Here is a 22,076-nt window from a genome sequence, read left to right as displayed (position 1 = left end):
GGGGCGGCGATTCCATCCGGAGTCGCCGCCCGTTCGTGTCGCAGCCCGGTTATGTCGCAGCCCGGTTATGTCGCAGCCCGGTTATCCGGCCCGGGAGGGCTCTCAGCGAGCGACGATGACCGGGCAGGGCGCGTGGTGCAGCAGGGTCTGGCTGGTCGAGCCCAGCAACAGCCCCGCCAACCCACCGCGACCACGTGCCCCCACCACCACCAGTTGAGCGTTGTCGGCCTGTTCCAACAGCAGCCGCGCGGGTTTGCCGTAACCGACGATTTCGTGCACCGGCACGTCGGGATATTCCTCCCGCCAACCCGCCAGCACTTCGGCGAGCAGCCGCTGCTCGTCGGCGCGAACGGATTCCCAGGTCTTGTCCGCCTGCGCACGGGTCCACAGCTCCCCCACAACCAGGTCGTGCCAGGCATGCACCGCCATGATCCCGGTCGAGCGGGACGCGGCCATGTCGAACGCCCACCGCAGCGCGAGCTCACCGGGACCGGAACCGTCCACGCCGACGACGACGGGGAGCTCGGCGGGTTCCGCTCCCTCGTCGGGCTCCCGCACCACCGCCACCGGACACTGCCCGTGGTGCGTCAACGCGATCGCCACCGAGCCCAGTATCACGCCGCTGAAACTGCCGAGACCACGGCTGCCGACCACGACCAGCCGTGCAGTGCTGGACTCGTCCAGCAACACGGTGCGGGCGGATCCGCTACGCACGGCCGTGTCCACCACGAGTTCCGGATCCTCGGCGGCCGCGATTTCCCGAGCGTCGCGCAGCCAGTCGCTGACGAATTCCCGTGCCGTCTCGTTGGTGGGTTCCGGTGTGGAGGTTCCCAACGTGTCGGGAACATAGCCCGTGGCCGAGACGTCGGCGTGCACCAAGCGCAACGGTGCCGAACGGTGGGCTGCCTCGCGAGCCGCCCAGCGAACGGCTTCGAAAGCGGTGGGAGAACCGTCGATTCCGACCAGAATCGGTTTCGCGATGGTAGACATGTCTCACTCCGGTGGTCATGGCATCGGTCCGGGCGGAGGTGCGTGTCGGCGCGGCGTCCCGAGTTCGCAGGGCTGCCAGGAGCAGCGCCCGGAACCAACCATGACACCTGCCGCACCGGGCCGCAGCGATCCGCGGGCCCACCGCCTCCCGAAGTTCGTCGCACGAGTACGCACCGTTCCGGTGGGACGACGGGCGGGTCACCTGCCCGGTGTGCCCTCCCGCAGCCGGGACAACCGGCTCCGGGCATGCGCGGCCGACCGGGCGCTGTCGGCGAACTCCTCCCACGGGTCGCCGTAGGCACGCAACCGCGCGGGCATCTCGTGGATGGTGAACGAGGCCGGGCCGATCGAATCCAGCTCCGACCACCACAGCGGAGCGGCGACCGGTGCACCGGTGCGAGCACGCACCGCGTACGGCGCTACCGCGGTCTGGGCGTAGCCGTTGCGTAGATAGTCGACGAAAACGCGTTCGCCTCGTTCCTTCTTGCGTTGCTCGACGGTCAGCGTCGCGGGCAGACGTGCCGCCAGCAGCCGGGCGACGCCGAAGGCCAGCTCGTGCGACTCGTCGAACGAGTGCTCGCCGCGTATCGGGGTGACCACGTGAAACCCCCGGGAGCCGGTGGTCATCGGGAACGGGACGAGCCCGAGCTCCTCCAGGGTCTCGCCGACCAGCCGAACAGCGGTGCGCAGCGAATCGGGCTCATCGACCGAGGGATCGAGATCGAACACCAGCCGATCCGGCACCGCGGGGTACTCCCGGTTGGACAACCACGGGTGAGGGGTAAGGCAGGCCTGCCCGGCGAGGTAGAGCAGTGTCGGAGTGTCGCCACACACCGCGAGTTCGTTGTGCCCACCGCTCTTCTTGGCCACCCGGACGCGGGGGATCCACTCGGGAAAGAAGTCCGGCACGTTGTGCTGCACGATGCGTTCACCGTCGATGCCGTCCGGGAACCGCTCCATGACCATCGGTCGGTCGCGCAGGTGGGGCAACATCGCCGGAGCCACCTCGCGGTAGTAGGAGACGATCCGCTGCTTGGTGATCCCGTCGACGGGAAAGAGCACCTTCCCGGGGCGGGAAACGCTGATCGACCTACCGTCGACGTCGAACGAGACGTTCAAGTGTCCGCTCCCCACTGCTGGACAACGGCTGACTGGAGTTATCCGATCGTGTCGCCCGAGAAGATTGGGCGAACGTTGCCCTCCTCGGTCCCCTCGAGGATGCGACTGTGAGGCGAAACACGCCAGCGGGGGAACTCGTGCTTGAGCCGCGACACGCCGCACCGAACAGCTACGGAGCTACTCGGTGGCCGGCGGGTACGATTCGGTCGGTGACCATGAATATGCGAACATTCGAAGTATCACGCGAATGGACGTTGCGTTACCGCGGTCCCACTCGGTAGGCGCGAACGCCAACGCGGGACAGTCCAGCCGGGTGTACGTACCGCTGTCGGCAGCACCGTCACGTACCTCCGGTGCGAAGTGACAACTGGTTCGTGGGCCGAGCCACAGCCGCAGAGGATCCGGTTGGACAACACGTGACCTTTCGGTTACCGGCTACGACGCCGACGATGGAAGGACCGAGGTGGATACCGAGACCGCGCAGACCGACGACCTTCGGCTCGTCGCGCTGCAAAGCGCCGTGAACTGCACCGACATGTTCGTCCGTTTCACCCTGAGCGAGTGGTCCCTGCGCCCGATGACCGACGAGGCGACAGCGGCGGCTACCCGGCTCGTGTCCGCCGTCGTCGAGCACTCGGATTCGCAGTCACCGGGTTTCGTCTCGGTCCGGCTGCGGATTCACGGCAACAATCTGGTGATCGAGGTCGAGGACGACCAGAGTGTGCTGCCTCCCGCTGTCTCGTCGAATCTCGCGGGTGTGCACACCGGTGTGGTCTCACCCGAGGGCCGAGGACGCATCGTCTGGTGCGAACTGGAACTGCCGCAGGGGATGCGTGCTTCGGACGTTCCACTCCCCCGTCGGGAGCCGAAACGTTCCAACGCCTCCGAACAGTCGGAGGAACTCCCCGACGACGTCGATCCCCAGGTGATGGAACGGCTGCTCTCGGGGCTGAGCAAGCGCGACCCCGACCCCGGTTCGCAGTAGCTCGGTGACTCCCCGCTGGTACGCGGTCCGGCGACGTACGGGGGCGGTGATCACCGGGGAGGCTCGGCCCGGGAATTCCCTACCGAATCCCGGGCTTGTGGGGCTGGACGACCGTATCGAGTGAGCCCTGTGGGAACGACGCACACGACCGTCCCGCGACCGCACGACGAACAACGACCGTGGCGGGTCGCGGTTTACGGCACCTTGCGCAGCACGGGCCCGGCAGGCGATCTCATGAGATCCCTGGCGAGCCGGCGGGAGAACGACACCCTGCTCGCGGGACGGCTCTACGACACCGGACAGGGCTATCCGGCTTTCATCCCCACCGACTCGGTTCCCGCGGCGAGCGAGGGAATCCCCGCCGAGGTCTACGTACTGCGGGAACCGGAGCGGTCACTGTCCGTCCTGGACCGCTACGAAGGTCCGGAATACCTCCGCCGCGTCCTCACACTCCGGGATCAGCGCCGCTGCTGGGTCTACGTCTGGTGTCGTTCGGTATCCGGCATGACCGAGCTGCCCCACGGTTGGTGCGAGTCGTAACGGACTCATCCGGGTTTGTGGTACCCGGAAGACCCCTCCGCGGCACGGTACCGTCCGGCCGACCGCTCCGCCTCGCGGACGATGTTGCGTGCCATGCCCCCGAAGACGGCCCCGTGGAACGGGGCGACGGCCCACCAGTAGAGATGGCCGAAGAGCCCACGGGGCACGAACACGGCCCGCTGCCGGTACACGGATCCCGAGCCCGTGTCCGGATGGACGCCCAGTTCGAGCCAGGCACGTCCGGGTAGTTTCATCTCGGCACGCAGCCGCAGCAGCCTGCCGTCGTCGAGTTGCTCCACTCGCCACCAGTCCAGCGCGTCGCCGGTTCGGAGTTCGTGGGCGTCACGCCGTCCTCTCCGAAGCCCCACACCTCCCACCAGACGATCGACCCAGCCTCGTGCCGCCCATGCCAGTGGCATGGAGTACCAGCCGTTGCGACCTCCGATGCTTTCGATGACTCGCCAGACGGTTTTCGGCGCGGCCGATGTCCGACGGACCCGCACATCGCGGTAGGCACTACCACCCGCCCACTGCGGATCGGAGGGCAACGGATCCGAGGGTCTGTCCCCCGATGCATCGGACCAGCGGGTATCCACCTGTCCGTTGCGAACCCGGGCCAGGGCCAGGCGCACGGCCTGTTCGTACGAGAGCAGTCCCTGCTCGGGTCTGGCGACGTAGGCGTCGATGTCGTGCTCGGTACACACCGCCTCGTGCACCAGCGAGTCGATCAGCGGAGCACCGATCGATTTGGGCACGGGAGTGACTATGTTGATCCAGTGCGAGCTCAGCCGTGGTGAAAGCACGCTCACCGGCAGCATCACGCGGCGCGGCAGCCCCGCGACCGCCGCGTAGCGCCGCATCATCTGCTCGTAGGTGAGGATCTCCGGCCCACCGAGGTCGAAGGTCCGATTGAGCGGCTCCGGGATTTCGGCGGCACGAACCAGGTAGTGCAGCAGATCCCGAATCGCGATGGGTTGAACCCGGTTTCGTACCCATTGTGGTGTGACCATCACCGGCAACCGTTCGGTGAGGTATCGCAGCATCTCGAAACTGGCCGATCCGGAGCCCAGCACGACAGCGGCTTGCAGCACGACGGCCGGTACGGGCCCCGCGAGAAAGATGTTTCCGACCTCGACCCGGGAACCGAGGTGTTCGGAGAGTTCGCCGCGATCGGTAGGGTGCAGCCCACCGAGATACACGATCCGGGAAACGCCTGCCTCAGCGGCCACTCGCCCGGTCTCCGAAGCGCCCCGGCGGTCGCGTTCGACGAAACCGGCACCGGACATCGAGTGCACCAGGTAATAGAGCACGTCGACACCGTGACAAGCGGCGCGCATGCTGTCCGGATCCAGCACGTCGCCGCGAACGACCTCGATCCGGTCGGCCCAGGGAACGTCGCGGAGCTTGTCCGGATCGCGCACGAGACAGCGGACTCGATGCCCCTCGGCCAGCAGGCGCGGCACGAGCCGACCACCGATGTACCCCGTGGCACCGGTTACCAGGCACAGCATGTCGCCATGATGACAAGAGAAAATGGTTCACGCAGTTCCGGTGCGTGGCGAGGAGCACCAAAGGGTGCCCGCGGGATCGGGGAAGATTCCGTCGTGATTCGTGCACCTCGTCCGCACGGCAGAACGCGCGAATACACCGGAAACGGCTCCACTCGCCACCGCGATGACGCTACGCGCCAACACAGCCGAGAATGCGGTTCAGGAACGGCTGCGCCAGCGCCAGAAGGTCAGAACTCCGCCCGCCAGCACGGCGGCGAGCACGGCCGACCCGAACTCGGCGAGCACGAGCAGGGTCACCGAAAGCACCATCACGAGGGCGGCCAGTACGAGCAACGGTGGAAACCTGCGTCGAATGGTTCTGGGCTTCCCCTGCGCCAGCCCGCGCGCCAACTCGGGATCTTCCTGGCTCAGCCGGTGCTCGATCTCTTCCAGGCTGCGACGTTCGTACTTGCCCAACATCGACAACCTCCCGTGCCTGCCTGTCCGCGTTGCCGTCCTCCGGGGTAAGTAGTGTCACACCGGACGGGGCCGGACGACCAGTCCTCCCACGGGAAGAAATTTCGAAAATTTCCCACGCCGAAGTGGCAGTTCGTCCTCCCGGTCAACCGGGACGATCACCCGACGAAGCTTCTCCCGTCGGGCTCCCGGGCAGGCCCGGGTATCCGACGGGAGAAGCTTCGTCGGGGCAACTACGTAGCGGCAACTACGGGCCTCCGCACGAACCGACACACACGCGACGGTTCGGACGGTAAGGACATCCCGCGGGGACAGGGACTCACCGCAGGGAGTCGGCACTCGTCACCGTCCGACCCAACCGTGCTCTTCGGCCAGTTTGAGCAGCCGTTGCCGAGCCTGCAGAACCTGCCCACCCGTCATGGTGGGAACCGCGCCCAACAGTGCCTCGGTTATCTCTGCGGACAATTCGTCGAGCGTGAGGACGTCGGAGTCACCTGCCGAATCGGCCGGTGACTTCCCGCCGGAGCCGCCCGCGGACCGGGCGCCACCGGCAAGACGAACATCCGAGGCCTTCAGCCCGCGTTCCCCGTCCTCGACGTTGAACTCGACGGTCGTGCCCGGAGAAATCAACCCCTCGTCCACCAGCAGATCGTTGACGTGGACGAAAACATCCTCACCACCACTTTCCGGCGACACGAACCCGAAGCCCCGGGAAGTGTCGAACCGGATCACCTCACCCTTGATACCCATTACCTCGTTTCATCAACTCTGAACAGCGTTCGGGATTCCCCGGAAGCATTCCGAGCCGCCACACCATCACACGGTGTGAAAGCCGACGGACCTACCCGTGGTACTCCCCCATCGCGAAATCGACCACCCCACCGGACTCCCGCACCCGGTTCCCGAGACACAGTCGCTCACCGAGCTGTTCCGGGTGGGCGGACTCGAGTTCTCGATACCCGGAGAATCCCTGCCGGTAATGTATCAGCGACCATCCGAAGCTACGACCGGCCGCGGCCGGTCGTAGCTTCGGACACGGCTCGTTCAGGATTCGAAGTCGAGCACGAGACGTCCCCGCACTCCACCACCCTCCAGCTCGCGATGAGCCTCGTCGGCCCGCTCCGCCGGTAGGACGCTCGCGACTCGGAGACTGAGTACTCCGCTCTCGACTTTCGCACGCAACCGGTCCAGGGCGACGTGGTCCCTGGCGGCATGGACCACGAGCACCCGGTGCACGCGGATGTCACGTCCGGGATCGCCGTTCCAGCCGCGCACCACGGCGAGACCACCACCGTCACGGATGGCCGGGGCCACCTCACCGTCGAGTACCGCGCCGTCGGCCACTCCGGCCACGCCTTCGGGTACCAGTTCACGAATTCGCTCGGCCACATCCGCACCACGGCGCACCACCGCGTCGGCACCGAGATCACGTACCAGCTGCTCGTCGGCGGTTGCGGCATCGGCGATCACGTACAACCCGCGGTCCTTGGCCAACTGAACGACATAACCACCGAAAGCTCCCGCTGCCCCCGTGACAGCCAGGGTCTCGCCCTCGGCCAGGGCGAGTTGCTCCAGCGCCAGATGAGCGGTCAACCCGTTCATCGGCAGTGTGGCGGCGGCAGCGAAATCGACTCCCTCGGGGATGGCCGCCACGGAGTCCTCGGGAACCACGATCTCGTCGGCGTAGGCACCGCCCCGTTCATCCACGGGCACCACTACGGCCATGACGCGGTCACCGGGTTGCCAGGTGCTCACCTCGGTCCCCACCGCACTGATCACTCCGGCTGCGTCCATACCCGGTATGTAGGGCGGTTCCAGCCCTTCGGTGCGATGGCCGCCCGCGCGCAGCACGGTGTCGGTCGGATTTACCGCCGCGGCGTGCACCCGAATCCTGACCTCGTCCTGCTCGGGCTTCGGCTGCGCGACATCCACGGCACGCAGCTTCTCGGGTCCGCCGAACTCGGTAACTCCAATAGCTCGCATACCCCGCACAACCACACGTCCGCCGTGAATCTTCCATGCGCGCGAGGTTCCTCCGGGGCCGTGTCTGGGTCCGACGGCGGCCCGGGACAACCGCGAGCGCACGGGGTCGGAACGCACCGGCGGGAACCGGCTCAGGACTCGGCGACGTGCTCGGCGAAGACCGGAGCGACCTGTTGCAGCGCGTACTCCATACCACTGGCGGAACCGCTGGAGAAGGCACTGATGACATCCGGGTCGTCCAGAATGACGAGACGATCGTCCTTGGCGGCGGAGATCCGGTCCAGCAGTTGATCCTGCCGCAGTTGCTGCGAACTACCGTTGATCGCGAAAACCACTGTCAGATCGGCGCTGAGCACATCGAGTCGTTCCCGCGAGATGTCGACGTAGAAACTGCCCGAACCCAACTCGTCGATCTCGGGTTTGTTCGTCATACCCAGCTCCCGCATGAAGCGAACCCGGGAGTCACCGGTGAGATAGGCCCCGTACTGGTTGCTACCGTAGTAGGCACCCACTCCCACCGTCTTGTCCTGCAGCTGGGGATATTGGGACAGCGCCTCGGAGAACGCCCGCTCCACCTCGGCGATCCGCGCCTGCCCCGCCTCGGGCTTGCCCAACGCCTTGGAAACCAGGTCGAGTTGTTGGCGCCAACTGGTGCCGTACGGAACGGTGTCAGCGGGAGGAGCGAGCGTCGGCGCGATCTTGGACAGCGTCTGGTGCTTTTCCCTGGATCCGTCCGAGCGGGTGTTGAGGATGAGGTCGGGTTCGAGCGAGGCGACCTTCTCGTAGTCGATCTCGTTGGTTCCCAGCATCTCGGGGGGTTCGGTGAACTCTCCCGCCGCCCAGGGGCCTACCCCGTTTCCGCCGAAGTCGAGCCAGTCGCTGACCCCGACCGGTTGCACGCCCAGATCCAGCGCGGTCTCCGCGTCCGACCAGCCGAGTGCGACCACTCGTTCGGGCTTCTCCGGCACGGTGACCTCGCCGAACTTGCTCGACAAGGTAACCGGGAAGGCCGCGTTGTCGGTGGCTTCGTCCGAGGATTCACCCGAAGGGTCCCCCTGGCCACATGCCGAAAGCACGGTGGCCAACAACACCACGCTCAGCAAACCGCCGAAACGGCGTATGTTTCCGAGTCTGCTCCGCACCCCTGTCCTCCCGCTGTAGCGGCCGATGGTGGCGGTGTGGACGGGTCGGACCCGACCACACCCAACCAGTACAAAGGTTAGCCTAACCTAGCGGGCAGATTCATCGACGGCGGAGCCGATCACTCGAGGTGTTCGTCGGCTACGGCAGTGTCACGACGGATGCCCCACCCGGATATTCGACGCGAAATCTCCCCTCCGGCTCCTCCGGTGGAGCACAGCCGCACCGGGAAACGCGGAAAATGCCTCGGTCACGATCGAAACGTCCGGGAGAGGGGCCGCGGCGTGACGCGGGGAGGGTGCGAGGACGTCCTCGTCGACTTTCCGCAATTCACCGACGAGCGGCGGACTCGCGGGAATCGACGCCCCTAGCCGCACCACGAGCACGGCGCCCCGCCTCGCGACGCTCCTCCGGAGTCATCCCACCGAAAATGCCGAAATCCAGTCCGGTACGCTGCGCGTAAGCGAGGCACTCGGAGCTGACCGGGCACTGCGCGCATATTTTCTTGGCCTGCTGCACCTGCTGCGCGCCCGGCCCCACCTCGGATACCGGGAAGAACAGTTCCGGATCCTCGTCACGGCAGCTCGCGCGGTGCTGCCAATCGGTATTCGTGTTGTCCATCATGTGGCGCCTCCTCTCTTCTCGGGCGCGGTCGTGTGCCTACCTGATTGATCTGTTCGGGAGTTCGTGCCCACGCATGAGCACAAGTCGTGGCTGTGAAAAGGCCGCACGGACGCTACGTGCCATTCACATCGACGTCACGAGGATGGCGACCAACCTCACCCGCAACGTCGTGGCAGCCGCGACAGTTCCGCTCCGGCCGCGTGTGTCGACTCACAACGCCTCGCCCGATCAACCGGGAGGCCCCGTCGACCGGAAAAACCGAAACCACCGGACGGCGCGCAGCGCGTGTTTACCGCCGATCGCGAGGACCTTGGGAAAACGCGCGCGCCGTCACACCGCGAAATAACGCGGTAGCGCCCCTGCTGTTGTTGCCGCCGCATCCACCGTGATTACTCCGAGGACCGACAATGCGATCAAACACCGGACCACAAGCTTCCGGTGTTGCGCCCGAATTACCACGGTAGCCACGTTTGCCTTGTTTGACCAGTACCGCGTTTCGCGAGCTCAAACCTTGACTGGCCCCAGCCGCCCTCGCAGAGTGGTAACCACAACCGCGTGCTACTCACTACGGAGCAGCCCGCAGCAGCGGGCAGCACCAATGGCGGGTCGGCCAGTCAACCGTACGAATGCTCACCCGCACGAAACTGATCGGCTGCATCCTACACACCATTGGGCTCCGCCGTACACCGGTGATCGCCAAATCGATGGGGTGATATCGCATGATCACGGTGTTTCTGGTCGACAACCACGAAGTTGTCCGGCGTGGAGTCGCGGATCTGCTGGAATCGGACCCGGAACTGAAAGTGGTCGGTGAAGCGGCCACTGTCGCACGAGCACTGGCCCGCGCACCGGCGCTGCGGCCCGATCTGGCGGTACTGGATGTACGGCTCCCCGATGGCAACGGAGTCGAACTGTGCCGGGAACTGCGCTCCAAGCTCCCCGGACTGAACTGTTTGATGCTGACTTCGTTCACCGACGAGGAGGCGATGCTGCAGGCGATTCTGGCCGGAGCCGGTGGCTACGTCATCAAGGACGTGCAGGGCTTCGAACTGCTCTCGGCCGTGCACCGGGTGGGGTCGGGACATTCGATACTCGACAGCCGGGCGACGAGGACGCTGTTGAATCAACTGCGGAGCGGCGGGGGCGGTTCGGAGGAGCTCCCCCAGCTGTCCGAGCGCGAGCGGGTCCTGCTGGACCTGATCGGGGAGGGACTGACCAACCGCCAGATCGCGCAACGCATGTACCTGGCCGAGAAGACGGTCAAGAACTACGTCTCCCGCCTGTTGACCAAACTGGGACTGCAGCGTCGTACCCAGGCGGCCGTGCTGGCCACCCGCTTGCGCGACCAACGAGGGACTCCGCGCTGAGGGGGCGGCCGGCAGTCCGCTTCGCCGGAGTTCCCGGCGACGGTTCGAGTTCCCGGCGACTGCCCGTGTCTCCAGCTACATACCGTGTTCCGGTGCTCGCCTCGAGTCCGACGTCGGTCCCGTTCGCATACGAAACGAACGCCTCGGGGCAGATGGGAATACGACGGTGCCGCACCGCTGCCGGGCACGGACCGTGAGAGTGGCAGGGCGTCGCGACCGGTGGCATCGTGGGACACGTGTCGGGCAGTGAATCGCCACCCGGAGGATCCGGCGATTTTCCGCTTCCCCCCGAAACACGAGACGCACTGTCGCAGTCCCGCTCACGGGAACTACTACGCGGTGCCTGGGAGCTCATCGAACGGGACAGCGGTGCCGGCGATCGAGCAGACGTACTACTGGAAGCGATACTCGCCGTTTCCTCCGAACTGGAACTGGACACGACCCTCCGGCGGATCGTTCAGGCGGCTACGGGGGTCGTGGGAGCGAAGTACGGCGCACTGGGGGTACTGAACCCGGACGGCGACGGGCTGGCTGAATTCATATACGAGGGTATCGACGAAGAGACCCGCCACCGAATCGGCGAGTTGCCCCGGGGACGGGGCCTGCTGGGACTGCTGATCGATCACCCCGAGCCGGTGCGGCTGACGGAACTGTCACAGCACCCCCAATCGGTGGGCTTTCCGACGAATCACCCTCGGATGCGGAGCTTTCTCGGTGTTCCGATCCGCCTGCGCAACGAAGTGTTCGGCAACCTCTATCTCACCGAGAAAATCGGCGATGACGCGTTCACCGAGGCCGACGAGACGATGGTTAGCGCACTCGCTGCGGCGGCGGGAATCGCGGTGGAGAACGCGCGCCTTTACGAGCAGGCCCGGCTGCGGCAACGCTGGCAGGAGGCGACCAGCGAGATCCGTGCCGCGCTGCTGGCGGCCAGCGATCCCGCCGAGGCGCTGGATCTGATCGCCGATCGGGCGCACGAGATCAGCGGGGCGGACTGCACGTTTCTGGCGTTGCCCGGGGAGCCCGATGTGCCTTCCGAGGAGGTCGATAGGCTCACGATCTCGGTTTCGGCAGGCGCCATGGGCCTCGGGCTTGTCGGGCGGGAGATCCCGGTGAGCACCTCGCCCTGTGGAGCGGTCTTCCGCGAACGGCTCCCTCGGCACGTGAGCACGCTCGATCTGGGCGCCGAGACGGCTTCCTTCGGTCCGGCACTCATTCTGCCGCTGCGCTCCAGTTCCGAAACGGTTTCGGGAGTACTCGTGGTGGCTAGGAATCCCGGAGCCACTTCCTTCGACTCCGAGCAGCTGAGGTTGGTGGCGGGATTCACCGACCAGGCGGCACTGGCGCTCCGGCTGGCGGACGACCAACACCGACTGCGCGAACTGGAAGTACTCGGCGATCGGGACCGGATAGCACGTGATCTGCACGATCACGTGATCCAGCGACTTTTCGCCATCGGGCTGTCCCTGCAGAACACGCAGGGACGCACCACCGATTTCGAAGTGGGACAGCGGCTGAGCACAACCACGACGGAGCTACAGCAGGTGGTCAACGACATACGCGACACGATCTTCGATCTGCGCAACAGCACACGTCACGGATCCGAGCTCCGCACCCGACTGAACGAAATCGTCTCGGAATCGATCGCCGAAACCGGGCTGGAAGCGAAGGTGCACATGAGTGGCCCGCTCAGCGCGGTCCCCGAGGAGCTGGCCGAACAGGCGGAGGCCGTGATCCGGGAAGCACTGAGCAATACCGTGCGCCACGCCGACGCGAGCAGCGTGGCGGTAACCGTCTCGGTCACCGACGAGCTGACCGTCACCGTCGTCGACGACGGTTCGGGTATACCGGCCGGAGTCACGCGCAGCGGGCTGGACAACCTCGCACAACGGGCGCGGCGAGTGGAGGGAACGATGGAGGCGACTCCGCTCCCCGGGGGAGGGACCAGGTTGAGCTGGTCGGCGCCACTACCAAGCCCGGAGTCGTGAGGAGCGGCAACGAGCCGGTCGGCACGCGGAGTCCGGGGAAACGTCCCCTCATCCCGTCGCGGTGGACTCGGCAGCACTGCACCTGGCGCGCAACACCCCGGGCACGCTCTCGGCCAGGACACGGGCGACGTGTCGGTCCTCCGGACTGTCGAACTCGTCGACGATGACCGCCACACCTTCCGAGACCCGAATGCTCCACCGCCGCGGCCCACCTATGAAGGAGAGCCGGTAGCGGATGTCGCGAGCCAACAGATCGTCGTCCCTGGCGAGCGTCCGTACCAGGTCCCGGCCGGTGACCATACCGACGAGTCGCTGTTCGTCGATCACCGCCACGCTGCGCACGCGTTCTTCCAGCAGCACCTTGACCAGATCGGTCACGTCGGTTTCGGGGTTGAGACCGGTTATTCGGGTCGTGATCAACTCTCCCACCGTTTCCGGGGGCGAGGGCCGATCCCGCTCCTCGTTGGAATATCGCGGATCACGCGGGAAACGATCCCGTACGAGATCGAGCTCGGTCACCGTGCCGAGCGGGTAGTCCTCACCGTCGAGCACCGGAAGCGCGGTGAGCCCGTGTTCGACCAGCAACGCGGCGGCCGTCTTGACCGACGTGTCGGTACGCACCGTGATCGGCACCTCGCTCATCACGTCTCGTACGCGCATCTCCGTCCCTCATCCCTCACCGCTGTCCCGATAGCCACTCCAGTGGCGTTCGAAGTGTTCCCATTCGCGTTGCCAATTACACCGTCGGAGACGATCCAGACACCGCCGGAACACCCAGAACCCGCCCACGGCACCGAAGAGCACGGTCAGCCACAGCGTCGCCGCGGCCGCCGTCGCCTCACGAACCGCCGCGGCCGAGGTCATCGGGGCGGGAACAGCACGCCCACTGCGATCCGTCCAGATACGCACCCGGCTGCGTTCGGGGGAACCGGCAGGGGCCGCCACCATTCCGGTGCGGGCGGAGCCGTCGGGAGCCTGCCAGGTTGCGCGAACTCCGGCCCTGGGTCGGGAACCGGCACGTACCGCTGCCGGTGGCGGACCGGCGTCTTCCAACAACACCGCGGTGACCTGCTGCCGCTCCCGTGCCTGACTACTCGCCACCCCGAGCCACTCCCCGTAGGTCTGTGCACCGCTCGCCACCGCGAACGGGGTGGCCACCAGCGGCAGTAACAGCACGAGAGTCAGCACTCTTCCTTCGAGCCGGTCGGAGGGCCGGGCCAGGGGGTTGGCACCCGGCAGCAGCAACCGGCGCAACCGCAGGAGACACTCCCCCATGCTCACCGCCTCTCCAGGGGTATCCGCGAGTACCGACGACTTCCGATCACCACTCCTCCCGCAGGGGACGTATCACCAGTACCGGGCAGTGGGAGTGCTCGATCAACGCCTGGCTGGTGGAACCGAGCAGCAGTCCACGAAAACCGCCCCTACCGCGACTGCCGAGCACCACGAGACGAGCGGTCTCGGAACCGCGCAACAATTGCTGTCGAGGACGGTCTTTTCCGACCACGCGTCGCACGCTCACGTCGGGATACCGCTGCCGCCACCCCGCGAGACGCTCGGCCAACAGCCGCTCCCCGCTCTCGGCGTAGCCCTCGTCGGTGGCATCGGGGCTCGCCGACGTGTCGTACTCGACGTCGCTCCAGGCGTGCACCGCCACCAGTGTGGTGTGCCAGTGTGCCGCGTAGTCGAACGCGGCGGCCAACGCTCGTTCGCTGATGGGGCTTCCGTCGATACCGACCACCACCGACCCTTCGGCCGGGAAGTGTTCGGCTCCGGGACGGGAACGTACTACCACGACCGGGCAAGCCGCCCTGCTGAGCACCGCTGCCGCGGTCGAGCCGATCAGCATCCCGGCGAAGCCGCCACGTCCGGAAGCGCCCAGCACGAGCAGGCCCGCGTGCTGTGTCTCCGCCAGCAGCGCGGGCACCGCTCGCCCGTGCACGCTTCGGGTGGAGACCGGCAGGTCGGCGACGATCTCGCCGGCCGCCGAGGCCGCGAACGAGAGAATGTGTTCGGCATCGTGCGGTGTTCCGGCCCCGGCGTGCTCCTCCGGTCGGTGGCCCGCCGCGGCGGGACGAAACACGTGCACCAGCCACAATCGGGCGTTACGCCACGAAGCCACCGACGCGGCCCAGCGCACCGCGTCGGTGGAGGCATCGGAACCGTCGACCCCCACCACCACGGTCCTGCTCGCTCCGCCGCCCGGGCTCATACTTCCTCCATCCGGACCGAGCATGACCGGCCGGTGGCATTCACGCACGGCGACCACGGGCGACTCGCGGCACGAAGGTAACCCCCCGGATGACTTACTTTGTGCCCTGTGGTGTCGGAGGGGAGTTGGTGGACCGTTGGCGTTACGAACCCGACGAATACCACCGGGATCCCCACGATGAACACACACAACGAGCTTCGTTCCCTGACCACGCGGGAGAGCATCGTGCTGCTGTCCTCCGCGCAGGTGGGCCGAGTGGTGTTCACCGACGAGGCTCTGCCCGCCATTCGACCCGTGAACTTCGTGGTGGACGGCGCGAGCGTGGTGATCCGCACCGGCCGTGAGGGAAGCCTCTCCAAACTCAACGGGAACGTGGTGGCCTTCGAGGCCGACCACATCGATCTGGCGACCCGGTCGGGGTGGAGCGTGATAGTCCACGGGCGCGCCGAACGGATCCAAGACATCGACCAGCTGGTCACACTGGCTGATCCGGCCAAATCTTCCTGGGTGCCGCTGCGGGACTACTTCCTGCGAATACCGTTCGAGATGGTAACCGGACGACGACTGGCACTGCCGCACGTGACCAGCGAAGCCCCGGGCTAGTGCAGCCCGTCCGAGTTCCGGTGTGTTCTCGCCGTGGCAGCCGGAGTCCCACTAGGCGACGGCTGTTCCGGTAACGTCCTCGGCGCCTACCACTGCCAGCGGGCAGGGCGCGTGCACGACGAGTGAACGGCTGGTCGAGCCGAGCAACATCCCGTGGAACCCCCCGGTTCCCCGATTGCCCACCACGAGCAGCTGAGCGCGGGAGGCGACCTCGAGCAGGGTGCGTACCACGTGCCCGGTGACCACGAGCTGTTCCAGCGGCACATCGGGACAGTCTTCCTGCCACCCGGCGGTCCGTTCGGAGAGCAGCGCGCGGTCCGATTCCGTTTCGGAAGGGGACGCGTGGTCGCCCTTGCCGACGTGCACGGCGGTCAACGCGACCCCGCGAGCCGCGGCTTCTTGGAAGGCGAACGCCACTGCGGCCGAACTGGCCGGGGAACCGTCCACACCGACCACGACGGGCAGGGAACGGTGCGCCGGATCGCGCGAATCCTCATCCCGTACCACCACTGTGGGGACACTCGAGTGGCCCACCAGTGCCATCGCCACCGAACCGACCAGCATCCCGCTGAAACCCCCGAGGCCGCGCGAACCGACAACGGTCAGCAGGGAGCCGTGGGACTCCCGAAGCAGCGCAACGGCCGGTGGAGCCTCGACTATGCGGGTCTCGATCTCGATAGCGGGTACGGCTGCGCGCACGGTCTCGCTCGTGGTGTGCAGCGCTGTCCGCGCCTGGGCGCGGAGCCCGTTGCGAAGGGCACGCATCGGCACGAGAAATCGCGGGTACCCTTTTGCCGGCATCGCGTACCCGTGCACCAGCCGCAGCACGGCCGAGCGACGTCGTGCCTCGTCGGCAGCCCACAGCGCAGCACGCACCGCCGAGTCCGAGCCGTCGGTTCCCACGACGATCCTGCCGTTGTGTGAAGTCGCCATACCCGGATGGTCGGGCAACAGCGCACAGATCGCCCGCGTCGGACGAGCCCGCCGGCTCGTTTCGGACGTGTCGAGCGTGGGTCCCGCCGCGCCTGCTTCCGGAACGGTGCTCGACACGGCTCCACGACTCGCCGGGGTGGATCAGCTCTGTTCTCTTTTTCCTGTGTGCCCCCGTGCACTGTTGGTTGGACAGAGACGTTTCACTCTCCATCCGTGTGAGTTGGGGTCCGGGAGGAGCAGTTTTCTTCCTGAGCCCGGGAGGGCGGGCCGTTCACAGCCCGCGTCTCCGCCCCGGTACGCCATGACCGAAATGCGAGCTCGCTCCGCTCGGGAGAACGTGGAGGTGGAGGGGCGTGATGACTGAGGAAACCACCTATCGGATCACTGTCGGTGTCGACGGCTCACCGGCCTCGAAGGCAGCACTTCGCTGGGCTGGCCGGCAGGCCCGGCTCACCGAGGGGGAGATAACGGCCGTGATCGCCTGGGAGTACCCACCGATCTACGGTTGGGAAGTACCGAACGGTGCGGATCTCGACAGGGACGCGGCACGGACGCTCAACGCCGTGCTCGCGGAAACCCTCGGTGAGGAGACCTCCGTGGTCTCGCACCGCGAGGTGGTCCAGGGGCATCCGGCCAGAGCGCTGCTGGACGTGGCGAACGAGACGGCGGCCGCACTGCTCGTGGTGGGCAGTCGTGGACACGGCGGTTTCACCGGCGCGTTGCTGGGGTCGGTCAGCCAACACTGCGTGGCACATGCCCGCACACCGGTCGTGGTCGTACGGGCTGACCAGCACGGCGGCTCCCGATAAGACACGATGAACCCAGGGCAACCGTTCCCGCGCTCCTGATCAGCGACAAACCGCTCGAAGGCATGGGGGGACGCGATGAGTACCGAACAGGAACGAGTGGTCGTCGGTGTGGACGGCTCCTCGGGCGCGGCAGAAGCACTGTCCTGGGCACTACGCTACGCGTCCAACAGCGGAGCGGAAGTCACCGCGTTGATCGCCTGGACGCATCCGAGCTACTACGGCCTGGGCGCCCCGATTCCGGAGGAGGACATCGATCAGCGGGCCGAACAGCGGTTGTCGCAGGCGGTCGCCGACGCCGTCAGCCAGCTCGGGGTCGATGTCGGGATACGGCAACGAGTAGTGCGGGGAATTCCCGCCGGGGCCCTGCTGGATGCGGCCGAGGACGCCGATCTACTGGTCGTGGGCAGTCGTGGACACGGCGGTTTCACCGGCGCGTTGCTGGGGTCGGTCAGCCAACACTGCGTACATCACGCGCCGTGTCCGGTGGTCGTGGTACGCGAACGCAGCGAATAGCAGGGCGCTGTCGATTCGCTTCCTCGCTGTGCACACTCGGTGGGACCTCCTTCGGGGGTCCACCTCCGGTGGCCGGAGTTCGAATGGACGGTCACTCACCCCCTTCGAAGTGTTCGGGGTCCCGTTCGCGAGGAACGGGACTGCTCGATCGCTCGTGAAACGACATCATGGTCTCGGCACGAATCGTCGCGACGGGCGAACTCGAAGGGTTGGCAGCGATGAGCGCGGAGCGAACCGGCAAGGTCGTCGTCGGGTTCGACGAACTCGAACACTCACGGCAGACGGTGCGGTGGGCGGCTTTCGAGGCAGCCAGCAGACAACGGTCGCTGTTGATCGTCCGCGCCGTCCCCGTACCGTTGGAACAGATCACCCGCATACACCTGCCCAGTGAGGCAGTGGAGTCGGAACCGCTGCGCACCGAATCGGAGAACGAGCTCCGTGCGATGGTGGCCGAATGTAGTGCGGAACTCCCACAGCTGGCAATAGACACCTCGATACGGATGGGACATCCCGCCAAGATTCTCGGCGAGTCCGCCGAAGGAGCCGAGATGTTGGTGCTGGGGGCTCCGGAGCAGACCCGCCCCTGGCGTGTGCTGCTCGGTTCGACCTCTGCCGAACTCGTTCGTACCGCCGAGCTTCCCGTAGTTGTGGTGCGGGGCGAACAGGAGAACGAACGAATCACCAGCACCCCGACCGAGTTCACCAGAGTGGTGGTGGGGGTCGACGGTTCCCGAGGTAGCCAGCGGGCCATCGACTTCGCCTATGAGTTCGCCTTCCGCCACGGGGTCGAGCTGGTGGCTCTGTTGGCGTGGAACGAGATCCGTAAGTACGCCCTGTCGGTATCCGCCCGCCGCAAACTCAACTGGGAAGAGGTAGACGAGACCTGTCAACGGGTGCTTTCGGAATCGGTGGCCGGACAACGCGAGAAGTATCCGGATGTCGTGCTGCGGAGCGAGGTGGTGACCAACGAAGGGGCCGCGGACGCGTTGTTCTCGGCCTCGGAGCAGGCCGATCTGTTGGTCGTGGGCAGCCACGGCAGGGGGCCGATCAGATCGAGCCTGCTCGGCTCGGTCAGCTATGCCGTCGCGCACTACGCACAGTGTCCGGTTGCCGTGGTGCACTGACGTTCGCCCAGGCACCGGTGTGGTGACGGCGGTCCGCGCGTTCGAACAGCACCCCGGCCAACCGTGCCCTTACCTCGGAACGCGCTCCCAGTCCGAGCCGAGTGTGCGGTCCGACCTCGGCCAGGACCGGTGGGAGCCCCCCATCACCCGAGCGACCGCGGAAAACGGCTGGACACGCCCCCGCAGCGTTCCTGGGCGTGCCCGCGGCGTTCCTAGGTGTGGAAGTAGGCCGGTTCACCGGTGGACTGCTCGACGTCGGCGATGGATGCGTCGAGCAACTGATGCGCCAGCTGTGACAGCGCACGCGAGGCGGCGAGTTCGGCACCGATTCGCGGAATGTTGCTGTCGTGTGGATTACGGCGGGCCAGGCCGTTGGCCCGCACCTCCGGCTGGTACTGCCGGTGCAGTCTGGCCTCGGCGTGTGTTCGATCCTCGCGTTCGTCGATGAAAATCGTCACCGACCATTCCTCTGTGGCAATCATGATTTTCTCCTCTTCGCCCACGAGTGCTCGGAACCGCTTCTTCCGGCCCCGCCGGTCGATGCGCTACGGCTCCCGATGCTGTACGGGTATCGCATCCGACTTGCCCGGCCGTTGTCCGGAAAGGGGGAAGCACCGGGATCACATTCGCGTGGTGGGCCGGTGTCCCCATGATGGTGGGCACACCGTTATCACCACAAGTGATCGAGTTGTTGACGGAAAGGCCACGCCCAGGTTTACGAATATTACTCACGTGTTGCCGGAAGTCCGCGCACCTGGGTGGCCAGTGCCCAGATCACCACCACGTCCACCGCGATGATCAGTACCGACCACAGCGGTTGGAACGGGATGAACAGGAAATTGCCCAGTGCGCTCACCGCGACGATCGTGATACCGGTGAGGCGTGCCCAGCGCTGTTGCGACAGCAGTGCCGCCCCGGTGGCACCCACCAACAGGCCCAGCGCCACATGCACCCATCCCCATACCGTGATGTCGGCACCGAAGAAATAACCCGCGGCAACCACGTAGAACGAGCTCTGCAGCAGTGCCGTGAGGCCGACGACGACGTGGAAAAGTCCGATGATCAGCATCAGCACGCCGGCGAACATCTCCACACCGCTGGCCAGGAGCCCGTGGGAACGGTCGCCCGGTGATCCGGTTTCGCGCTCGGCGTGTGCCATTTGTCCACGCTCCCCCCTCAAACGGATCCTGCGAATGGGATTCGTTTTGTCGAGCGGCCTCGGGTGAACACCGTTGAACCACGAGCAACGGAATCGGTCGACCGTTCGACGAGTTCAGCCTAGGCAGGGCACACCACTGCCCATAGGGCACAAGGTCCCGTGGGAACGGCGATGAACGATCACTGAATGGTGATGCGGCCCCCCGGACAGCGTGTCGTGACCTCGTCAGCCGGGAACGAATGACATAAGACCCTTCGGAAGCGCCACCGGATACGACGATGCTTGCGGTGACGACACCACGGCCTGGGAGGTGGGCCATGCTCGATCGGTACGAACGGCGCAGGCTGGACGAGATCGAGCACCAGCTCAGCGGTGACGACCCACACCTGGCCGAACTCATGAGCAAGGACGGTTACCGTCCGTCGCGCGGACTACGATTCAACCTCCGCACGGGGATAATCGTCTTCTCCTACGCGTGCGCGCTGCTGTGCCTGGTACTCGGTGAGGGAGCGGGCTTCTTCCTGGGGGTCGCGCTCGCGACCGTGATGATCGGGCTGCACGACTGGACAATGCGCGCCGTTTGAACCGGTGCGACCCGAGCGCGGGACTCAGCTGTGAACCGATCGCAGCAGCCCGGGGTCGAGCTCGGCCGGTTCGGCGACTCCGGCCAGCGCCATGGTGATGTCGAGCTCGGCCACCAGGTGTTCGAGCACGGTGCGTACCCCCTCGGCACCGCCCGCGGCCAGTCCGTAGGCATAGGGCCTGCCGATACCCGCCGCGGTCGCGCCGAGCGCCAGCGCCTTGCACACGTCCGCCCCCGTTCGGATCCCACTGTCGAACAGCACGGGAATCCGGCCGCCCACTTCGGCCACGATTCCGGGCAAGGCGTCCAGCGCCCCGAGAGCGCCGTCGATCTGACGGCCACCGTGGTTGGACACGAGGATGCCGTCCACCCCGGCGTCGAGGGCACGCCGTGCGTCCTCGACGTGCTGCAAGCCCTTCAACACGATCGGCAGGTTGGTCCGTTGTCGGACGAAGTCGAGTTCGGGCCAGGTCAGCGAGGACCGGGAGAACACGTCCAGGAACGTCTCGACCGCAGCTCGCGGATACGGCGAACGCAGATTGGCGAGCAGCGGGCCGGGGTGGCTGCGGCTCATCGACCACAACGCCCGCAGCGCCTGTGGTGTGGGGGTGGGAGCGGGGGAAGTCGCCGGACGCTTGACACGTCGCCGTACCAGGGAGGCGAACACGGGGTCCGCGGTGTACTGCGCGATGCCCTGACCGTGCGCGAACGGCAGGAAGCCCGCGTCGAGATCACGGGGACGCCAGCCGAGCACGTGCGTGTCCAGTGTGATCACGATGGCCTCGCAGCCCGACTCCTCGGCGCGGCGGAGCATGCTGGTTACGAGGTCGTCGTCACTGCTCCAGTACAGCTGGAACCAACGGACGGCCTCCGGGGCGACCTCGGCGACCCGCTCCATCGAGTAGGAGGCCTGGGTGGACAGCGTCACGGGAACACCGGTGGCCGCGGCGGCACGGGCGACCGCGAGGTCCCCGTGGCGATGGACGAGTTCCAGCACCCCGATGGGAGAGAGGAACAACGGGGCGGGTACGGCGCGGCCGAACAGCTCTGTCCCGAGATTCCTGGCGGAGACGTCACGAAGCATGCCGGGGACGATCCGGTGGCGCTCGAACGCGGCCCTGTTGGCCGAGGCGGTACTTTCCGTACCGGCCGAGCCCTGCAGGTAGTTCCAGGCCCGTCGCGAAATCGCCGAGCGGGCGGCCAGGCTCAGCCGCCGCGGATCGACCGGGACCCGGGGCTTGCGGCCGTAAACCCCTTCTCGGTAGATACGCGTCTGGATCGCGCGGCCGATGTTGCCGATGTTGTCCGCCAGTGACATGCGTTTCCCTCAAAGCCGTGCAGCAGATCGAACCCCGTTCCGGGTTCCGCAGAAGATAGCCGCATCCCGGCCGTTTCGAACACCCCGGATCTCCCGGTCGCGGAAAACACGGCGGGCGG

24 protein-coding genes are annotated in these 22,076 nt (G+C 66.5%); 9 read left to right on the top strand and 15 right to left on the bottom strand.

Annotated elements, in window-relative coordinates:
• Window positions 1-102: 102 nt before the first annotated feature.
• Together BLR41_RS05845 and ligD are read right to left on the bottom strand one after the other, a co-directional pair.
• The gene (locus BLR41_RS05845; protein ID WP_092626968.1) at window positions 103-990 is read right to left on the bottom strand and encodes a universal stress protein; all 888 of its coding nucleotides are present in this window, start codon (window positions 988-990) and stop codon (window positions 103-105) included.
• Between the two features lie 198 nt (window positions 991-1,188).
• Window positions 1,189-2,109: a non-homologous end-joining DNA ligase gene (gene ligD / locus BLR41_RS05840; RefSeq protein WP_092626967.1), complete on the bottom strand. Its 921-nt coding sequence runs from the start codon at window positions 2,107-2,109 to the stop codon at window positions 1,189-1,191.
• Window positions 2,110-2,572: 463 nt separating this feature from the next.
• On the opposite strand from ligD, the gene BLR41_RS05835 reads away from it, so the two are divergent.
• Window positions 2,573-3,094 (top strand): hypothetical protein, encoded by a 522-nt coding sequence (locus BLR41_RS05835; protein ID WP_092626966.1) that lies wholly within the window; start codon window positions 2,573-2,575, stop codon window positions 3,092-3,094.
• A gap of 120 nt (window positions 3,095-3,214) precedes the next feature.
• On the top strand, window positions 3,215-3,634 hold the full coding sequence (locus BLR41_RS05830) for a gamma-glutamylcyclotransferase family protein (RefSeq protein ID WP_342745329.1): 420 nt from the start codon (window positions 3,215-3,217) through the stop codon (window positions 3,632-3,634).
• A 5-nt stretch (window positions 3,635-3,639) separates the two neighbouring features.
• Here BLR41_RS05830 and BLR41_RS05825 read toward each other — a convergent pair whose 3' ends face one another.
• The 6 genes from BLR41_RS05825 to BLR41_RS05800 all read right to left on the bottom strand — a co-directional run bounded on the left by BLR41_RS05825 (window position 3,640) and on the right by BLR41_RS05800 (window position 9,348).
• Window positions 3,640-5,145, bottom strand: a complete 1,506-nt coding sequence (locus tag BLR41_RS05825) for an SDR family oxidoreductase (protein WP_092626964.1) — start codon at window positions 5,143-5,145, stop codon at window positions 3,640-3,642.
• Between the two features lie 198 nt (window positions 5,146-5,343).
• Entirely contained in the window at window positions 5,344-5,604 is a 261-nt protein-coding gene (locus BLR41_RS05820; RefSeq protein ID WP_092626963.1) for a DUF3040 domain-containing protein, read from the bottom strand.
• A 339-nt stretch (window positions 5,605-5,943) separates the two neighbouring features.
• Entirely contained in the window at window positions 5,944-6,351 is a 408-nt protein-coding gene (locus BLR41_RS05815) for a cold-shock protein (RefSeq protein WP_092626962.1), read from the bottom strand.
• 294 nt (window positions 6,352-6,645) lie between these two features.
• Entirely contained in the window at window positions 6,646-7,584 is a 939-nt protein-coding gene (locus BLR41_RS05810; RefSeq protein WP_092626961.1) for a quinone oxidoreductase family protein, read from the bottom strand.
• 131 nt (window positions 7,585-7,715) lie between these two features.
• Entirely contained in the window at window positions 7,716-8,726 is a 1,011-nt protein-coding gene (locus BLR41_RS05805; RefSeq protein WP_245693923.1) for an iron-siderophore ABC transporter substrate-binding protein, read from the bottom strand.
• A gap of 328 nt (window positions 8,727-9,054) precedes the next feature.
• Window positions 9,055-9,348 (bottom strand): WhiB family transcriptional regulator, encoded by a 294-nt coding sequence (locus BLR41_RS05800; protein ID WP_425426881.1) that lies wholly within the window; start codon window positions 9,346-9,348, stop codon window positions 9,055-9,057.
• 719 nt (window positions 9,349-10,067) lie between these two features.
• Here BLR41_RS05800 and BLR41_RS05795 point away from each other — a divergent pair.
• Window positions 10,068-10,715, top strand: coding sequence for a response regulator (locus BLR41_RS05795; protein ID WP_092626960.1), 648 nt, complete (start codon window positions 10,068-10,070; stop codon window positions 10,713-10,715).
• 236 nt (window positions 10,716-10,951) lie between these two features.
• Complete coding sequence (locus BLR41_RS05790; RefSeq protein WP_092627208.1) at window positions 10,952-12,703, top strand: sensor histidine kinase; 1,752 nt, start codon at window positions 10,952-10,954, stop codon at window positions 12,701-12,703.
• Between the two features lie 48 nt (window positions 12,704-12,751).
• Here BLR41_RS05790 and BLR41_RS05785 read toward each other — a convergent pair whose 3' ends face one another.
• Genes BLR41_RS05785 through BLR41_RS05775 form a run of 3 tightly spaced genes read right to left on the bottom strand, consistent with a single transcriptional unit; the run spans window position 12,752 to window position 14,915 of the window.
• On the bottom strand, window positions 12,752-13,345 hold the full coding sequence (locus BLR41_RS05785) for a CBS domain-containing protein (RefSeq protein ID WP_245693922.1): 594 nt from the start codon (window positions 13,343-13,345) through the stop codon (window positions 12,752-12,754).
• Between the two features lie 27 nt (window positions 13,346-13,372).
• Complete coding sequence (locus tag BLR41_RS05780; RefSeq protein ID WP_092626958.1) at window positions 13,373-13,978, bottom strand: Rv1733c family protein; 606 nt, start codon at window positions 13,976-13,978, stop codon at window positions 13,373-13,375.
• A 46-nt stretch (window positions 13,979-14,024) separates the two neighbouring features.
• Window positions 14,025-14,915 (bottom strand): universal stress protein, encoded by an 891-nt coding sequence (locus BLR41_RS05775; protein ID WP_092626957.1) that lies wholly within the window; start codon window positions 14,913-14,915, stop codon window positions 14,025-14,027.
• Between the two features lie 177 nt (window positions 14,916-15,092).
• Here BLR41_RS05775 and BLR41_RS05770 point away from each other — a divergent pair, with 177 nt between their 5' ends.
• Window positions 15,093-15,518, top strand: a complete 426-nt coding sequence (locus BLR41_RS05770) for a pyridoxamine 5'-phosphate oxidase family protein (protein ID WP_092626956.1) — start codon at window positions 15,093-15,095, stop codon at window positions 15,516-15,518.
• Between the two features lie 51 nt (window positions 15,519-15,569).
• Here the strand turns inward: BLR41_RS05770 and BLR41_RS05765 are convergent, their stop codons facing one another.
• Window positions 15,570-16,451 carry a universal stress protein gene (locus BLR41_RS05765; RefSeq protein ID WP_092627207.1) on the bottom strand — a complete coding sequence of 294 codons (882 nt, stop codon included), beginning with the start codon at window positions 16,449-16,451 and terminating at the stop codon, window positions 15,570-15,572.
• A 356-nt stretch (window positions 16,452-16,807) separates the two neighbouring features.
• On the opposite strand from BLR41_RS05765, the gene BLR41_RS05760 reads away from it, so the two are divergent.
• From BLR41_RS05760 to BLR41_RS05750, 3 genes are all read left to right on the top strand, one after another.
• Complete coding sequence (locus BLR41_RS05760) at window positions 16,808-17,260, top strand: universal stress protein (protein ID WP_092626955.1); 453 nt, start codon at window positions 16,808-16,810, stop codon at window positions 17,258-17,260.
• Between the two features lie 75 nt (window positions 17,261-17,335).
• Complete coding sequence (locus BLR41_RS05755) at window positions 17,336-17,773, top strand: universal stress protein (RefSeq protein ID WP_092626954.1); 438 nt, start codon at window positions 17,336-17,338, stop codon at window positions 17,771-17,773.
• Between the two features lie 218 nt (window positions 17,774-17,991).
• Complete coding sequence (locus BLR41_RS05750) at window positions 17,992-18,897, top strand: universal stress protein (protein ID WP_092627206.1); 906 nt, start codon at window positions 17,992-17,994, stop codon at window positions 18,895-18,897.
• Window positions 18,898-19,109: 212 nt separating this feature from the next.
• On the opposite strand, the gene BLR41_RS05745 is transcribed toward BLR41_RS05750, so the two are convergent.
• Complete coding sequence (locus BLR41_RS05745) at window positions 19,110-19,379, bottom strand: DUF1876 domain-containing protein (RefSeq protein ID WP_092627205.1); 270 nt, start codon at window positions 19,377-19,379, stop codon at window positions 19,110-19,112.
• Between the two features lie 242 nt (window positions 19,380-19,621).
• On the bottom strand, window positions 19,622-20,056 hold the full coding sequence (locus tag BLR41_RS05740) for a DUF7144 family membrane protein (RefSeq protein WP_218119938.1): 435 nt from the start codon (window positions 20,054-20,056) through the stop codon (window positions 19,622-19,624).
• 317 nt (window positions 20,057-20,373) lie between these two features.
• Here BLR41_RS05740 and BLR41_RS05735 point away from each other — a divergent pair, with 317 nt between their 5' ends.
• A complete protein-coding gene (locus BLR41_RS05735) occupies window positions 20,374-20,640 on the top strand; it encodes a DUF3040 domain-containing protein (RefSeq protein ID WP_092626953.1) in 267 nt (88 codons plus the stop codon).
• Between the two features lie 24 nt (window positions 20,641-20,664).
• On the opposite strand, the gene BLR41_RS05730 is transcribed toward BLR41_RS05735, so the two are convergent.
• Complete coding sequence (locus tag BLR41_RS05730) at window positions 20,665-21,957, bottom strand: alpha-hydroxy-acid oxidizing protein (RefSeq protein ID WP_092626952.1); 1,293 nt, start codon at window positions 21,955-21,957, stop codon at window positions 20,665-20,667.
• Window positions 21,958-22,076 lie beyond the last annotated feature (119 nt).

The organism is Actinopolyspora mzabensis, assembly GCF_900101095.1.
Classification (GTDB): Bacteria; Actinomycetota; Actinomycetes; order Mycobacteriales; family Pseudonocardiaceae; genus Actinopolyspora; species Actinopolyspora mzabensis.
Note: the sequence above shows the minus strand (reverse complement) of the source record. Positions and strands in the feature narration are given on the sequence as shown.

Coding starts and splice junctions, on each gene's coding strand:
- BLR41_RS05845 (WP_092626968.1), bottom strand. CDS start 990: ATGTCTACCATCGCGAAACCGATTCTGGTCGGAATCGACGGTTCTCCC.
- BLR41_RS05825 (WP_092626964.1), bottom strand. CDS start 5,145: ATGCTGTGCCTGGTAACCGGTGCCACGGGGTACATCGGTGGTCGGCTC.
- BLR41_RS05820 (WP_092626963.1), bottom strand. CDS start 5,604: ATGTTGGGCAAGTACGAACGTCGCAGCCTGGAAGAGATCGAGCACCGG.
- BLR41_RS05815 (WP_092626962.1), bottom strand. CDS start 6,351: ATGGGTATCAAGGGTGAGGTGATCCGGTTCGACACTTCCCGGGGCTTC.
- BLR41_RS05810 (WP_092626961.1), bottom strand. CDS start 7,584: ATGCGAGCTATTGGAGTTACCGAGTTCGGCGGACCCGAGAAGCTGCGT.
- BLR41_RS05800 (WP_425426881.1), bottom strand. CDS start 9,348: ATGATGGACAACACGAATACCGATTGGCAGCACCGCGCGAGCTGCCGT.
- BLR41_RS05795 (WP_092626960.1), top strand. CDS start 10,068: ATGATCACGGTGTTTCTGGTCGACAACCACGAAGTTGTCCGGCGTGGA.
- BLR41_RS05785 (WP_245693922.1), bottom strand. CDS start 13,345: ATGAGCGAGGTGCCGATCACGGTGCGTACCGACACGTCGGTCAAGACG.
- BLR41_RS05780 (WP_092626958.1), bottom strand. CDS start 13,978: ATGGGGGAGTGTCTCCTGCGGTTGCGCCGGTTGCTGCTGCCGGGTGCC.
- BLR41_RS05775 (WP_092626957.1), bottom strand. CDS start 14,915: ATGAGCCCGGGCGGCGGAGCGAGCAGGACCGTGGTGGTGGGGGTCGAC.
- BLR41_RS05770 (WP_092626956.1), top strand. CDS start 15,093: ATGAACACACACAACGAGCTTCGTTCCCTGACCACGCGGGAGAGCATC.
- BLR41_RS05765 (WP_092627207.1), bottom strand. CDS start 16,451: ATGGCGACTTCACACAACGGCAGGATCGTCGTGGGAACCGACGGCTCG.
- BLR41_RS05760 (WP_092626955.1), top strand. CDS start 16,808: ATGACTGAGGAAACCACCTATCGGATCACTGTCGGTGTCGACGGCTCA.
- BLR41_RS05755 (WP_092626954.1), top strand. CDS start 17,336: ATGAGTACCGAACAGGAACGAGTGGTCGTCGGTGTGGACGGCTCCTCG.
- BLR41_RS05750 (WP_092627206.1), top strand. CDS start 17,992: ATGAGCGCGGAGCGAACCGGCAAGGTCGTCGTCGGGTTCGACGAACTC.
- BLR41_RS05745 (WP_092627205.1), bottom strand. CDS start 19,379: ATGATTGCCACAGAGGAATGGTCGGTGACGATTTTCATCGACGAACGC.
- BLR41_RS05740 (WP_218119938.1), bottom strand. CDS start 20,056: ATGGCACACGCCGAGCGCGAAACCGGATCACCGGGCGACCGTTCCCAC.
- BLR41_RS05735 (WP_092626953.1), top strand. CDS start 20,374: ATGCTCGATCGGTACGAACGGCGCAGGCTGGACGAGATCGAGCACCAG.
- BLR41_RS05730 (WP_092626952.1), bottom strand. CDS start 21,957: ATGTCACTGGCGGACAACATCGGCAACATCGGCCGCGCGATCCAGACG.